We start from the raw sequence: 14,191 nt of genomic DNA on the forward strand, positions 1-14,191 counted from the left end.
CGGTCACGTCAGTTCCCTGCCGCGGGTCTCCGGCAGGCCGAGCAGCGCGAGCACCGCCAGGCCGTAGCCGACGGCGCCGAACACCAGGGCGCCGCCCACGCCCCAGCCCTCCGCGAGGAAGCCGACCAGGGTGGGGAAGACGGCGCCGACCGCGCGGCCGGTGTTGTAGGTGAGGCCCTGCCCGGTGCCGCGCACCGCCGTCGGGTACAGCTCGGCCAGGAACGAGCCGAAGCCGCTGAAGATCGCCGACATGCAGAAGCCGAGCGGGAAGCCGAGCACCAGCAGCAGGTCGTTCGCGCCGGGCGGCAGATGGGTGTAGGCGAGCACGGCGGCCGCGGAGAGCACGGCGAAGAGCGCGATGTTCTTCTTGCGCCCAAGGCGGTCGGTGAGCAGACCGCCGGTGAGGTAGCCGAGGAAGGCCCCGGAGATCAGGAAGGCGAGATAGCCGCCGGTGCCGACCACGGTGAGCCCGCGCTCGGTCTTGAGGAAGGTCGGCACCCAGGTGGCCAGCGTGTAGTAGCCGCCCTGCACACCGGTGGACAGCAGCACCGCGAGGAGCGTGGTGCGCAGCAGCGGCCCGCGCAGGACCGTGCCGAGCGAGCCCCGGTCGGCGCCGGCCCGGCGCAGCGCGGCCGCCTGCGGGGCGTCCTCGACGTGCCGTCGCACGTAGATCACGAGCAGCGCCGGCAGCGCGCCGGTCCAGAACATGATCCGCCAGGCGGTGTCGGCGTCCACGAACCGGAAGACCAGGGTGGCGACGATCACCGCGAGCGCCCAGCCGGCCGCCCAGGCGCTCTGGACGCCGCCGAGGGTGCGGCCCCGGTGCCGGGCGGAGGCGTACTCGGCGACCAGGACCGCGCCGACCGCCCACTCGCCGCCGAAGCCGAGGCCCTGCAGTGCCCGGAACACCATCAGCGTCTCGTAGTTCGGCGCGAAGCCGCACAGGACGGTGAACAGCGCGTACGTGACGACGGTGACGAGCAGCGCCCGCACCCGGCCGACCCGGTCGGCGAGGATCCCGGCGAGCGCGCCGCCCACGGCCGAGACCACCAGCGTCACCGTGGTGAGCAGACCGGTCTGGCCCTGGTCGAGGCCGAAGTACGCGGCGACGGCCACCATCGACAGCGGCAGCGTGAAGAAGTCGTACGAATCCAGGGCATAGCCGCCGAAAGCACCGGCGAAGGCCCGGCGGCCGCGCGGGCCGAGCGCGCGCAGCCAGGCGAACGCGCCCGTGTCGCCAGGGAGTTCGCCGGTGCCGGAACGAGGGGTCTGGGTCGTGCTCATCTGCACCTCGCAGGAGGAAGGGGAGGGTGCGGGAGAGACGTGCCGAGGTCGTCGTTCAATGTAGGGATCGTTCAACGATCCGACAAGACTCCCGGAGGCACGTCCTTGTCTCCCCGCGGCTCCTGCGCTTGACTCGGCCGCGCACGGCGCGGCGCGGACGCGGACGCGGAGGAGAGACGAGGCACCATGGACCCGATCGGCGAACTGGCGGACGACCGCGCCCTGCTGGGCCGCACCAGCACGGCGGAACGGGTCGCCGACATCCTGCGCACCCGGATCGCCGAGGGCTTCTTCCCGCCCGGCACCCGGCTCTCCGAGGACGGCATCGGCGGCGCCCTCGGGGTCTCCCGCAACACCCTGCGCGAGGCCTTCCGGCTGCTCACGCACGAACGGCTGCTCGTCCACCGGCTCAACCGGGGCGTGTTCGTCCGGGTCCTCACCGTCGACGACGTGACCGACATCTACCGCACCCGGCTGCTCGTCGAGTGCGCCGTCGTGCGCGGCCTCGGGGAGCCGCCGTTCGCCCTCGACGCGCTCGCCGCCGCCGTCGCCGAGGGGCGGGACGCGGCCCGGGACGGCGACTGGAAGGGCGTCTCCACCGCCAACATCCACTTCCACCGCGAGCTGGTCGCCCTGGCCGGCAGCGCCCGCACCGCCGAACTCATGCGCGGCGTGCTCGCCGAACTCCGGCTCGCCTTCCACGTCGTCGCCGACGCCCGGGCCCTCCACGAGCCCTATCTGCTGCGCAACCAGGAGATCCTGGACGCCCTGGACGCCGGCCGGCCGGACCGCGCCGAGCGCCTCCTCGCCGGCTACCTCGACGACTCCCGGGCCCGGATCGTCGCCGCGTACGCCAGGGCGGTCGACGCCACGGAGACGTGACGGGTGCCACACGCGCGTGCGGCGGTGCGGCGGTGCGGAGGTGCGGCCCTGCGCGACGGAGCCCGGCGCGGCGCGCCCGCGGAACCCGCCGCCGAGTCCCGCCGAGTCCCGCCGTCCCGCCCGGCGCGCGGTCCCCGGACGAGGGGCGCGCGCCCCGGTCGTATAAGCGCCGTTTCGACCGGTGTCAGTGCGAGGACCTACTCTGTGCACCGTGACTTCGCCTGCCTCGACGGACCTCGCTCCGCCCCAGCTCAGCGCGGGGCCGCGACCCGCGCAGGGTCCGGCCGCCGACGAAGGGCTCGCGCGGCGCCTGCGCGCGCTCGCGTGCACCGCCCCGCTGCACGACCTCGACGCGCGCAAGGCCAATCTGGCCGGCGAGTACTCGGTCTACGCGATGGCCGAGGTCGCCCTCGCCGCGATCGACCTCGTCACGCTCAACATGGACTTCGACACCGGCGCCGACCACGAGCAGATAGTCGCCCGCCTGCTGCCCCGCGTCGCCGCCCAGGCCCCCGAGCGCCCCGCCGCCGAGCACGAGCGGGTCGCCCGCTGGGTCCTGGAGAACCTGATCAACGTCGGCAGCGTCGACCGCGGCTTCCGCGCGGTCTACGGCACCTTCGGCGCCGACGGCGTCTACACGCGCCGCGACTACGACTTCAAGCTCATCGAGGAGGTCCCCGGCTACGGCGGCGGGGTCTACCTGCGCACCACGGACGAGGCGGTCAACGTCCTCGTCGGCGCCCTCGACACCGACGTCACCAGCGCCCAGATCGCCGCCGAGGTCAAGCTGGAGGTCCTGATCAGCCGCGGCCGGCTCGCCGACGCGCAGCTCGCCGCCGAACAGGCCCGCTACCGCACCGTCCAGTACGCGGAGACCCTCCGCAAGACCCTGGAGGCCACCCGGCGCAACGTCCGCGCGGTCGACTGGCTCAACGCGGTGCCCGACATGATCGCCGAGGCGCTCGACCACGTCGCCGACCGCTACCGCCACGAGAACGCGATCCTCACCAACATCCGCAAGGCGCGCGACGAGGCCGAGGCCGCGACCGACGCCCGCACCGCCGAGCACAAGCGCCGCGCCGCCGAGCTCGTCGACATCGTCAAGGACTGCATCCGCCGCCACACCCAGCTGCAGTCCCGCCTCCTGGAGGCCGGCCCGCTGTTCCGCGCCGAGCAGGACCGCCAGGCCTTCGCCGCGCCCACCGCCTACACCGGACTCGACCTCTACGGACAGCTGGTCGCCCCGCTCCTCCCGCTCCCCGTCGAGCAGGCCACCCGGGTCACCGACGCCTTCTTCGCCCGCGGCACCGGACTGCGCACCCCCGCCGCCGTCCGCGTCGGCGACCTCGTCGACCTGCTGCTCACCCCGCCGGTGGAGCGCCAGCACCTCGGCGCCGAGATGCCCGAGCCGGACCTGATCGCCACCCCCGACGACAGCCGCTTCAGCGACGAGCAGCTCGCCGCCGCCATGGAGCTGCTCGACCTGGAGCACGACGCCCCGCGCCGCCTCTCCGGACTGCTCGCAGAGGCCCGCCGCACCGGCGACCCGGACCTGGCCTACCTGGTGGCGCTGCTCGCCGTGCACGCCGCGAGCCCCCCGGTCGGCACCGCCTACCGCCAGGGCGAGGAGCGCCTGCTCTTCGCCGTCGACGACGGCACCCCGCTCGACGACCCCGAGTTCGGCGGCGCCGACCTCATCGTCGGCACCGCCCTCCTCGACGCCGCGGGCATGGCCGCCGACCGCACGGAGGCCTCGTGACCGCGCCCGAGGCGATCACCCCCGGACCCGTCCCGCTCCCGGCCCCCGCGGTCGTCCCGGCGCCCGTCCCCGTCCCGGCACCCGCGGTCGTCCAGGCACCCGCGCCCGCGACCGTCCCCGCCCCGGCCGCCCCGCCGGCGCCCGGACCGCGCGTCACCCACGTCACCGTAGGCCGCCCGGCCGCCGAGGCCCCCGGCCCCGCCGGGGACGGCCCCCGGGTCGCCACCGTCGAGACCGGCACCGCACCCGCCGCCGACCCGCCCCCGGCGTACGTACGGGCCGTGCCGCTGCGCCGCCGCGAGCGGCCCGCCGAGGAGCCGGCGCCCGCCGCGCCGGCCGTCGCCGTCACCCCCGTACGCCTGCCCCTGCCCGAGACCCGGACCGCCGGCCCGGCCGGGACCGGGCCCGCCCCCGCGCCACCGAAGAACCGCAGCACCGAGGAGCCCCAGCCGTGAGCGAACACCACGTCGAGCACACCGACGCGTGGAGCGAGCCGGAGGCCCCCCGCACCCCGGCCGCACCCGCCCCGCTCACCCCCGCCGACGCGGCCGACGCCGCCCGCCTGGTCTCCTTCGGCCTCCAGCCCAAGCTGCTGCCCGCCCGCGACCACGAGTACGCCGAGCTGCTCCGGCGCTATCGCGAGGACCCCGGCTTCGCCCGGCTCGCCGACGCCGTCGCCACCGGCCTCGGCCTGGTCGTCCTGGAGGTCTCGCCGCGCGCCGGCATGGCCGTCACCGCCGGCGAGGACTCCGTCTTCGCCGTCCGCATGGGCGACTACGCCCGCCGCGCCTCCACCGACTCCGCCGACCGCTTCCTGCACGGCCTCGCCCACCTCGCCGTCGCCGCCATGGCCTTCCCCCGCCCCGAGGACCTCGCCGACGACGGCTACATCGGCCGGCTCACCGTCAACGGCGTCGACGCCTTCGTCCGCCAGGCCTGCCGCCGCCTGGAGGAGCGCGCCGAACAGGACGGCGAGAACACCGACCCGGCCACCGACGCCCCCGGCCTGGAGGCCGCCTGGCGGATCTACGCCCGGCGCAGCGCCACCGGCGCCACCAAGGACGCCCGGCGCCTGGCCGGCTCCACCACCGGCATCGTCGGCAAGGCCGTCGCCTTCCTCACCGACTCCGGCTTCCTCCAGCGCACCGGCGACGAGTCCGGCGGCTCCTACCGCACCACCGCCCGCTACCAGCTCCAGGTCCGCGACATGGCCGGCAGCGCCGCCCTCGCCGAACTCCTCGACCTGGGCGTCGTCCCCGTCAGCGACGGCTCCGCGACCCTCCTGCCGCCGCCCGAGGGCGACGACCTGGAGATCGCGGCCGACGCCGGCCTGCCGTTCCACGGCTGACCGCCAGGCCTCCGCCGCCCGCCCCCGTCCGCGTAACCGATCACTCCCAGTACGAGAGTCCGCCGCATGTACGAGCTGTCCCGGGTCCGCCTCTACTCCATCGGACCGGCCGGTGCCCGCTACGCCGACACCGTCCTGGACCTGCGCGGGGTCGGCGCGCCGGTGCCCCACCCCGCGCCCACCCAGGCGGAGTTCTTCGAGGAGGAGCCGGTCGGTCCGCCGCGCCGCCCCGCCCCCGCCGGCGTGCTCTTCCTGGAGAACGGCGGCGGCAAGTCCGTCCTGCTCAAGCTGATCTTCTCGGTGATGCTCCCGGGCCACCGCAACACCCTCGGCGGTGCCAGCTCCGGCGTGCTCCGCAAGTTCCTGCTCGCCGACGACTGCGGCCACGTCGCCCTGGAGTGGCAGCACACCCTCACCGGCGAGCTGGTCGTCGTCGGCAAGGTCAGCGAGTGGCGCGGCCGTCAGGTCTCCAACGACCCGCGGAAGTTCGCCGAGGCCTGGTACTCCTTCCGCCCCGGTCCCGGCCTCAGCCTGGACAACCTGCCGGTCGCCGAGGCCACCGCCGTGCGCCCCGCCGCCGAGGGCGCCTCCGGCGCCACCGGCCGCCGCCGCACCATGAAGGGCTTCCGCGACGCCCTCACCGAGGCCGGCAAGGCCTACCCGCACCTGGAGGTGTACTGGGAGGAGATCCACGACCGCTGGAACGAGCACCTCGGCGACCTCGGACTCGACCCCGAACTCTTCCGCTACCAGCGCGAGATGAACGCCGACGAGGGCGAGGCCGCCGGCCTCTTCGCGGTCAAGAAGGACTCCGACTTCACCGACCTGCTGCTGCGCGCCGTCACCGACACCCGTGACACCGACGGCCTCGCCGACCTGGTCAGCGGCTTCGGCAACAAGCTCGGCCGGCGCGCCGAACTCACCGCCGAGCGCGACTTCACCGCCGGCTCCGTCGACCTCCTGGGCCGCATCGTCGAGGCCGCCGCCACCCGCGCCCGTGCCCGCGACGTGCACGCCGGCGCCGAGCGCCGCACCCGCACCCTGGCCCGCCGGCTCTCCGCCCGCGCCGCGCGGGAACGGGCCCGCACCGCCGAACTCGCCCAGCAGGTCACCTCCGCCGCGCACGCCGTCTCCGAGGCCGAGACCGCCCGCGGCCGCAGCGCCCTCGTCGCCGCCGAACTCGCCTACCGGCACGCCTCGCTGGCGCTCGCCGCCGCCGAGAAGGGCGCCGCCGCCCAGCGCCGCGAGCTCACCGACGCCCGCACCCTGCACTCCGCCTGGCAGGCCGCCGAGTCCGTGCTCCGCCACCGCGCCGCGAGCGACCGCTCCGCCCGGGTCGCCGCCGCCATCCGCGAGGCCGAGCGGGACGCCGCCCCGGCCCTCGCCGCCCGCGCCAAGGCCGCCGCCGACCTCGTACGGGCGCTGGCCGCCGCCGCCGAGGAGGGCGAGCGGCACGCCGCCGAGGAGGAGGAGCGCTCCGCCGCCCTCCAGGAGGCCGGCGAGGCCGCCCACCGCGACGCCACCGCCGCCGCCACCGACGCCCAGCGCGCCCGCAGCGAGGCCGGCCACCTGCGCCAGCGGCTCGCCGAGGTCGAGCAGGAGACCGCCGAGGCCGTCCGGGCCGGCTGGCTCGACGACACCGCGCCCGACGCCGACCCGGCCCGCGCCGCGCTCGCCGCCAGCGACGCCGAGAAGACCACCGTCGCCGCCTGGGACGCCGCCCGCGAGGCCGCCCGCACCGCCACCGAGCGGGCCCGCGAGGCCGCCGCCGCCGAGTCCCGCGCCGAACTCGCCGCCGCCCGCGCCGCCGACGCGGCCGAGGCCGCCGAGAACGCCTACGACGCCGAGCGGCGCGCCGCCGAGTCCCTGGCCGCCGACCCGCGCCTCGCCGAGCTCCTCAGCCTGCCGGGCGCCGCGCCCGAGCCCGGCGGCTCCGCGCTGCCCGGCCAGCGGGCCGGGACCCCGGCCCCCGACGCCGGCGCCCGCGAGGCCCGCGCCACCGGCGACGGCGCGCTCACCGTCACCGACTTCGACCGCTACGCCGACGAACTGCGCGGTCTGCTCGACGCCTCGATCGCCTCCGCCGAGCGCCAGCTCTTCGAGCTGCGCACCGCCGCCGCCGACGACAACCGGATCCTCGGCGCCCTCGGCGACGGCGGCCTGCTGCCGCCCGGCCCCGACGTCCTCGCCACCGTGGAGTACCTCGGCGAGCACGGCATCCCGGCCCTGCCCGGCTGGCGCTACCTCGCCCAGGCCGTCGACCCGGCCGACCACGCCGCCGTGCTCGCCGCCCGCCCCGAACTCGTCGACGGCGTCGTGATCACCGACCCCGTCTCGTACACCCGAGCCCGCGAGGTGCTCAGCGGCGCCGCGCTGCTGCCCCGCTCCACCGTCGCCGTCGGCACCGCCGCCGCCCTGCTCGCCCCCGTGCCCGCGCCCGACAGCGGCCGGGACTCCGACGTCTTCCTCGTCCCGCCGAACCCGGCCATGCACGACGAGCACGCCGCCGACGAGGAGCGCCAGGCCCTGCGCGCCCGCGCCGCCGCCCGCGACGAGGAGATCCGGAAACTCGCCGCCCGGCTCACCGGCGACCGCTCGCTCGCCGCCCGGATCGGCGCCTGGCGCGCCGACTGCCCGCCCGGCATGCTCACCGAACTCGCCGCCGTCGCCGCCTCGGCCCGCACCGCCGCCGAGGCCGCCGACGCCGCCCTCACCGAGGCCCGCACCGTGCGGGCCGAGGCCGACGAGGCCGCCGCCGACGCCACCCGGGTCCGCGACGAGCGCCAGGAGGCCGCCCAGCGCGCCCGCCGCGCCGCCGACGCCCTCGCGGGCCTGGCCTACCGGCTCCGCGAGCGCTCCGCCTGGCAGGCCAAGCTGCGCGAACTCGCCGACGAGGCCGCCGAGTCCGAGGCCCGCGCCCAGACCTGCCTGGAGCGCGCCCGCGCCGCCGACGAGGACCGCCGCGCCGCCCAGCGCGCCGCCGACGACGCCCATCGCACCGCCCGCGCCCTGCGCGCCGAGCGCGCCGAGATCGCCGGCGCCCCCGAGAACCTCCCGGAGGAGGACACGGGCGCCCCCCGCGCCGCGCTCCCCACCCTCCGCGAGGCCTACCGGGCCGCCTCCCAGGTCTACGAGAAGGTCGGCGTCGGCGCCGACCTGCGCGCCGAGCAGGCCCGCGCCGAGAGCGACGAGTCCGCCGCCCTCGCCGAGCTCGACCGGCTCACCAACAAGGTCCGCACCCGCGCCGAGCAGCTCCTGGAGTCCACCGACGGCGCCGACGGCCCGTCCCGCCAGGCCGCCGCCGCCCGCGCCGAGGCCCTGGTGCAGAAGCTGGAGACCCGCGCCTCCGAGGCCAGCGAGAAGCTGGGCCGGCTGCGCGGCGAGGCCGAGCGCCTCGCCCCCGAGGACGGCGAGGCGCACACCGAGCTGCCCGAGGAGCTGGTGCCGGCCGACGCCGAGCACGCCCAGGCCCTGCTCCGCACCGCCACCGCCGAACTCGCCGCCCGCACCGACGCCCTGGAGGCCGCGCGCGCCGCGCACACCGGCCTCCTCCAGGCCCACCGGGCCGCCGAGGACGCCGCCGGCGGCTTCGACGAGACCGCCGCCCTGCTGCGCGACCTGCTCCGCGACCACACGGAGGAGGAGCAGGAGGAGCCCGAGCCCTACCCGGGCCCGCTCGCCGAGGCCCGCACCTCGGCCGCCGAGGCCCGCCGCTCGCTGCGCGGCTGCGCCGCAGACCTGTCCGCCGCCGACGCCGCCGTCCGCGAGGCCGGCGACATCCTCGTACGGCACGCCAACGCGACCCGCTTCGAGCAGGTCCGCACCCCGGCCCGCCAGCAGATCCGCGAACTGCCCGCCGCCGCGCTGCCCGAGCACGCCGCCAAGTGGGCCGAGGCCTTCGCGCCGCGGCTGCGGGTGCTCACCGACGAGCTGGCGCAGCTGGAGCGCAACCGCGACTCGATCGTGGACCGGCTGCGCGGCCTGGTCGAGTCGGCGCTCACCACGCTGCGCTCCGCCCAGCGCCTGTCCCGGCTGCCCGAGGGCCTGGGGGAGTGGTCGGGCCAGGAGTTCCTGCGGATCCGCTTCGAGGAGCCCGACCAGGCCACGCTCACCGAGCGGCTCGGCGAGGTGATCGACGAGGCCACCCGGGCCGCCGTGAAGAAGAACTCCGACCTGCGCCGGGACGGCATGTCGCTGCTGCTGCGCGGCGTCCAGGCCGCCCTCGAACCCAAGGGCGTGGCCGTGGAGATCCTCAAGCCGGACGCGGTGCTGCGCGCCGAGCGGGTCCCGGTCGGGCAGATGGGCGACGTCTTCTCCGGCGGCCAGCTGCTCACCGCCGCCATCGCCCTCTACTGCACGATGGCCGCGCTGCGCTCCAACGACCGGGGCCGCGACAAGCACCGGCACGCGGGCACGCTGTTCCTCGACAACCCGATCGGCCGCGCCAACGCCACGTACCTCCTCGAACTCCAGCGGGCGGTCTCGGACGCGCTCGGCGTCCAGCTGCTCTACACCACCGGTCTGTTCGACACCACGGCGCTCGCCGAGTTCCCGCTGGTGATCCGGCTGCGCAACGACGCGGACCTGCGGGCCGGCCTGAAGTACATCAGCGTGGAGGAGCACCTGCGGCCCGGGCTGCCCCAGCAGCGCGCCGAGGGCGAGACGATCCACGGCGAGATCACGGCGACCCGGGTCTTCCGCCGCACGCCGGCCGAGCCGGCCCCGGGGGCCGAGCAGTAGGTCCGGCCACGCCCGCCCGCCCCGTACGGCGACGGCCCGGCACCCCCGCGGGGGTGCCGGGCCGTCGCCGTACGCGTACCGGTCCGCCGGTCAGGCGGCGTCGGTGAGCACCCGGTCCCCGGGGGCGCGGTCCTCGGCGGCGCGGTCCTGCGCGGCGCCGACGGCGGGAGCGCCGCCCTCGTGACCGCGACCCCCGGCGGCGCGGTCCGCGCCCGCGTCCCCGCCGGACTTCCCGGCGCGCTTCCTCGCCGCCGCGCGGGCGGCCCGCTCCTCGCGGCGGCGCTCGCGCCGCGCCTGGCGCGCCACGCTGCTGGGCTCGGACACCACGCCGTTGCGCTGGCGCCAGACCTGACGGGTGACCCAGACGTCGAGCACGCTCCAGGTGGCGACCACCGTGCCGGCCACGGTCGAGACGGTGAGCGGGAAGGCGAGCCAGGAGCCGGTCACCGAGCAGAAGAAGGCGATCGTCGCCTGGATCAGCGTCACCGAGGTGATCAGCACGGCCCGCACGGCGGCCGTGCGCACCGGGTCGGGCAACCGGCTCCGGCCCTTCTCGTCCTCGACCCACAACTGCCGCACCGGCCGCGCCTCGTGACCCATCGCGCCCTCACTCCCCACCACGGATGTCTCCAGAGGGACTGCTGCCCGTCTTGGCCCGCTTTACGCGGACACAACCCCCCGCGGTACAGAATGACGTACGCCTGCGGGAAAAGGTTTCGCCGGGGTCCCCCTCGGGAGCGAGCGGAACGAACAGTTCCAGCCATCTGCCCCCGGTGGGAAATTGTCCCGATGTCAGGTGTCCTACGCCACACCGGCGGAACCCAACTCCCCGAATACCGGGACATCTCATGATCAACACTCACTCGACCGGCTGAAAATCGCCCGGACACGCCTTCGAGATGGCTGTGATGCAGTAGTAGGCTCGCGCGCGGTTTGTTGAAGATGAAGGTTGACGCCGCGTGTTGACGCCGGGCGTGACGACGTGAAAGACCTCCGTGGCCGCGGAGGCCGAGCTGGGGGAGGCCATGCGCTTTCGCGGGAAGTCCATCCGCAGGAAGATCGTGGCCCTGTTGCTCGTGCCGCTCGTCTCCCTCACCGGACTGTGGGGGTTCGCGACCGTCCTCACCGGACGCGAGGCGCGCCAGCTCCTCGACGTCGGCTACATCGTCGAGAAGATCGGCTACCCGATCGAGGACACGGCCCGCGTCATCCAGAAGGAACGCCGCCAGTCCCTGATCTACCTCGCCGACCCGCGCGCCGCCGACGCCCAGACCCGGCTGCGCGAACAACGCGAGGCGACCGACCGGCAGATCGAGCTGATCCGCCGCAACGCCGCCGACAGCGGCGTGCGTTCCGACATGAACCCCGTCACCGCCCAGCGGCTCGACTCCTTCCTCACCGCCCTCGAAGGGCTCTCCTCGCTGCGCCGCTCCGTGGAGAACCGCAGCATCGGCCGCATGCAGGCCCTGGAGTTCTACAACCGGCTCGTCGACCCCTGCTACGGCTTCCTCATGACGCTCCACGCCCTGGAGAACGTCGAGATGGACAAGCAGGGCCGCGCCCTCGTCGGCGTCACCCGCGCCCGCGAACTCCTCTCCCGCGAGGACGCCGTCGTCACCTCCGCGCTCATCGCCGAACGCGTCACCGGCGAGGAGGCGCGCCTGGTCACCGACCTCGTCGCCGGCCGCAAGCTGCTCTACGAGGCCAACCTGGAGATCCTGCCGGGCAGCGAGCGCGACCGCTTCGAGACGTACTGGACCGGCGCCGACACCGCCCCGCTGCGCCGCTCGGAGGAGGCCTTCATCACCGAGGGCGCCACCGACGGCCCGCACTCCGTCACCGCCGAGCGCTGGCAGGAGCAGGCCGGCCCGGTGCTCGACACCCTCGCCCGCGACAACACCGCCGCCGGCGACCGCTACCAGGACCGCGTCCAGCCCGCCGCGTACAGCGTCCTGCTCAAGGCGGGCGTCGCCGGCGTCCTCGGCTTCGTCGCCCTCCTCGTCTCCGTCATCGTCTCCGTCCGCATCGGCCGCGACCTGGTCCGCGACCTGCGCCGGCTCCGCAAGGAGGCCCAGGAGGTCTCCGGCGTCCGGCTGCCCAGCGTCATGCGCCGGCTCGCCGCCGGCGAACACGTCGACGTCGAGACCGAGGTGCCCCACCTGCGCTACGAGGACGACGAGGTCGGCCAGGTCGGCCAGGCCCTCAACACCCTCCAGCGCGCGGCCGTCGAGGCCGCCGTCAAGCAGGCCGACATGCGCCGCGGGGTCTCCGAGGTCTTCGTCAACCTGGCCCGCCGCAACCAGGTCCTGCTGCACCGCCAGCTCACCCTGCTCGACACCATGGAGCGGCGCACCGAGGACACCGAGGAGCTCGCCGACCTCTTCCGGCTCGACCACCTCACCACCCGCATGCGCCGGCACGCCGAGGGCCTCGTGATCCTCTCCGGCGCCGCCCCCTCCCGCCAGTGGCGCAAGCCCGTCCAGCTCATGGACGTGGTCCGCGCCGCCGTCGCCGAGGTCGAGGACTACGAGCGCATCGAGGTCCGCCGGCTGCCCCGGCTCGGCGTCGGCGGCCCCGCCGTCGCCGACCTCACCCACCTCATCGCCGAACTCCTCGAGAACGCCACCGTGTTCTCGCCCCCGCACACCGCCGTCCAGGTGCTCGGCGAGCGGGTCGCCAACGGCTTCACCCTGGAGATCCACGACCGCGGCCTCGGCATCAGCCCCGACGCCCTGCTGGAGGCCAACCTCCGGCTCGCCGAGACCCCCGAGTTCGAGCTGTCCGACACCGACCGGCTCGGCCTCTTCGTGGTCAGCCGGCTCGCCCAGCGCCAGAACGTGCGCGTCTCGCTCCAGCCCTCCCCGTACGGCGGCACCACCGCGGTCGTCTTCATCCCGTCCGCGCTGCTCACCGACGCCCCCGAGACCCAGGGCGCCGGCTTCCGCCTCGACCGCAAGGCCACCGACCGCCCGGCGGGCGAGCGCGGCACCCTGGAGCGCACCGGCCCCGACGGACTGCCGTCCCGCCGCCCCGCGCTCACCAAGGTCCCCGACCCGGCCCTCGAACCGCCCGTCCCGCTGCTCGACGGCCCCGTCGAGCTGGAGGCCCCGCTCGGCGCCGAGGGCTTCGGCGGGCTGCTCGACGGCGCCGAGGACCTGCTCGACTCCGAGAGCGAGCGCGGCGGCCTGTTCCGGGCCCGCGAGCACCGGCGCCGCGGCGAGCAGCACCAGCAGGCCCCCGAGCACACCGGCGGCCGCGGCGACGGCGCCCCCGCCGGGCCCGTGCCGCTGCCCCGCCGCCGCCCGCCGACGCTCGTCGTCGACCGCGGCCGCCGCCTCGACGAGGACGGCCGCGCCCACCCGGCCGGCGGCCCCGCCGACGAGGACACCGCCGGCAGCCGGTCCGACGACACGATGGAGCTGGCCCGGGTCCGCCCGGCCCCCACCCTCGTGCCGGTCCCGGTGCCCGAGGACGACGGCCCCGCCCCCTTCGGCGGGCTGCCCCGCCGGGTCCGCCAGGCCAGCCTCGCGCCCCAGCTGCGCGACACCGACGCCCGCGCCGGCGACCCGCCGGCCGGCCCGGCCGGAACGGCCGCCGACGACCGCACCGACTCCTTCGAGCGGGACGCCGAGGAGGTGCGCAGCCGCATGGCCTCGATGCAGCGCGGCTGGCAGCGCGGCCGCCGGCAGAACGCCGAAACGACAGCACCAGGAACGACACCCGAGGGGGACGGTCGATGACCGCACCGAACGCCGCAGCCCACAGCTCCGCCCACGGCAACGGGGAGCTGAACTGGCTCCTCGACGAACTGGTCCAGCGCGTCGGCTCCATCCGCAAGGCCCTGGTGCTCTCCAGTGACGGCCTGCCCACCGGCGCCTCGCAGGACCTGTCCCGCGAGGACGGCGAGCACCTCGCCGCCGTGGCCTCCGGCTTCCACAGCCTCGCCAAGGGCGTCGGCCGCCACTTCGAGGCGGGCAAGGTCCGGCAGACCGTGGTCGAGCTGGAGGACGCCTTCCTGTTCGTCACCGCCGCCGGCGACGGCAGCTGCCTGGCCGTGCTCGCCGACGCCGACTCGGACGTCGGCCAGGTGGCGTACGAGATGACCCTGATGGTCAAGCGGGTCGGCGCGCACCTCGCCACGGCCCCCCGGTCCGGACTGCCCACCGGAGGATGAGGAG

9 protein-coding genes are annotated in these 14,191 nt (G+C 76.1%); 7 read left to right on the plus strand and 2 right to left on the minus strand.

From position 1 onward, the window contains the following. Nucleotides 1-3 precede the first annotated feature (3 nt). Nucleotides 4-1,284, minus strand: coding sequence for an MFS transporter (locus tag ACIGW2_RS22660; RefSeq protein WP_399845339.1), 1,281 nt, complete (start codon nt 1,282-1,284; stop codon nt 4-6). Between the two features lie 186 nt (nt 1,285-1,470). Here ACIGW2_RS22660 and ACIGW2_RS22665 point away from each other — a divergent pair, with 186 nt between their 5' ends. From ACIGW2_RS22665 to ACIGW2_RS22685, 5 genes are all read left to right on the plus strand, one after another. Continuing rightward, nucleotides 1,471-2,166, plus strand: coding sequence for a GntR family transcriptional regulator (locus ACIGW2_RS22665; RefSeq protein ID WP_391653717.1), 696 nt, complete (start codon nt 1,471-1,473; stop codon nt 2,164-2,166). A 211-nt stretch (nt 2,167-2,377) separates the two neighbouring features. After that, nucleotides 2,378-3,925: a hypothetical protein gene (locus ACIGW2_RS22670; RefSeq protein ID WP_391653716.1), complete on the plus strand. Its 1,548-nt coding sequence runs from the start codon at nt 2,378-2,380 to the stop codon at nt 3,923-3,925. Then, nucleotides 3,922-4,380, plus strand: a complete 459-nt coding sequence (locus ACIGW2_RS22675; protein ID WP_399845343.1) for a hypothetical protein — start codon at nt 3,922-3,924, stop codon at nt 4,378-4,380. Before ACIGW2_RS22670 ends, ACIGW2_RS22675 begins: the two co-directional genes overlap by 4 nt. Then, nucleotides 4,377-5,273 carry a hypothetical protein gene (locus ACIGW2_RS22680; RefSeq protein WP_356068984.1) on the plus strand — a complete coding sequence of 299 codons (897 nt, stop codon included), beginning with the start codon at nt 4,377-4,379 and terminating at the stop codon, nt 5,271-5,273. The genes ACIGW2_RS22675 and ACIGW2_RS22680 overlap by 4 nt, the downstream gene beginning before the upstream one ends. 66 nt (nt 5,274-5,339) lie before the next feature. Beyond that, on the plus strand, nt 5,340-10,013 hold the full coding sequence (locus ACIGW2_RS22685) for a hypothetical protein (RefSeq protein ID WP_391653714.1): 4,674 nt from the start codon (nt 5,340-5,342) through the stop codon (nt 10,011-10,013). A 90-nt stretch (nt 10,014-10,103) separates the two neighbouring features. Here ACIGW2_RS22685 and ACIGW2_RS22690 read toward each other — a convergent pair whose 3' ends face one another. Continuing rightward, nucleotides 10,104-10,613: a hypothetical protein gene (locus tag ACIGW2_RS22690; RefSeq protein ID WP_399845346.1), complete on the minus strand. Its 510-nt coding sequence runs from the start codon at nt 10,611-10,613 to the stop codon at nt 10,104-10,106. Between the two features lie 425 nt (nt 10,614-11,038). Between ACIGW2_RS22690 and ACIGW2_RS22695 the strand changes: the two genes are divergently transcribed. Continuing rightward, nucleotides 11,039-13,753 carry a nitrate- and nitrite sensing domain-containing protein gene (locus ACIGW2_RS22695; RefSeq protein ID WP_399845349.1) on the plus strand — a complete coding sequence of 905 codons (2,715 nt, stop codon included), beginning with the start codon at nt 11,039-11,041 and terminating at the stop codon, nt 13,751-13,753. Next, nucleotides 13,750-14,187 (plus strand): roadblock/LC7 domain-containing protein, encoded by a 438-nt coding sequence (locus ACIGW2_RS22700; RefSeq protein WP_356075586.1) that lies wholly within the window; start codon nt 13,750-13,752, stop codon nt 14,185-14,187. Before ACIGW2_RS22695 ends, ACIGW2_RS22700 begins: the two co-directional genes overlap by 4 nt. Nucleotides 14,188-14,191 lie beyond the last annotated feature (4 nt).

Origin of the sequence: Streptomyces sp. NPDC053541 (assembly GCF_044544705.1) — a bacterium.
Lineage (GTDB): Bacteria > Actinomycetota > Actinomycetes > Streptomycetales > Streptomycetaceae > Streptomyces.

Bases quoted from the DNA above. Each gene is read 5' to 3' on its own strand.
- ACIGW2_RS22660 (WP_399845339.1), bottom strand. From the start codon at position 1,284: ATGAGCACGACCCAGACCCCTCGTTCCGGCACCGGCGAACTCCCTGGC.
- ACIGW2_RS22665 (WP_391653717.1), top strand. From the start codon at position 1,471: ATGGACCCGATCGGCGAACTGGCGGACGACCGCGCCCTGCTGGGCCGC.
- ACIGW2_RS22685 (WP_391653714.1), top strand. From the start codon at position 5,340: ATGTACGAGCTGTCCCGGGTCCGCCTCTACTCCATCGGACCGGCCGGT.
- ACIGW2_RS22690 (WP_399845346.1), bottom strand. From the start codon at position 10,613: ATGGGTCACGAGGCGCGGCCGGTGCGGCAGTTGTGGGTCGAGGACGAG.
- ACIGW2_RS22695 (WP_399845349.1), top strand. From the start codon at position 11,039: ATGCGCTTTCGCGGGAAGTCCATCCGCAGGAAGATCGTGGCCCTGTTG.
- ACIGW2_RS22700 (WP_356075586.1), top strand. From the start codon at position 13,750: ATGACCGCACCGAACGCCGCAGCCCACAGCTCCGCCCACGGCAACGGG.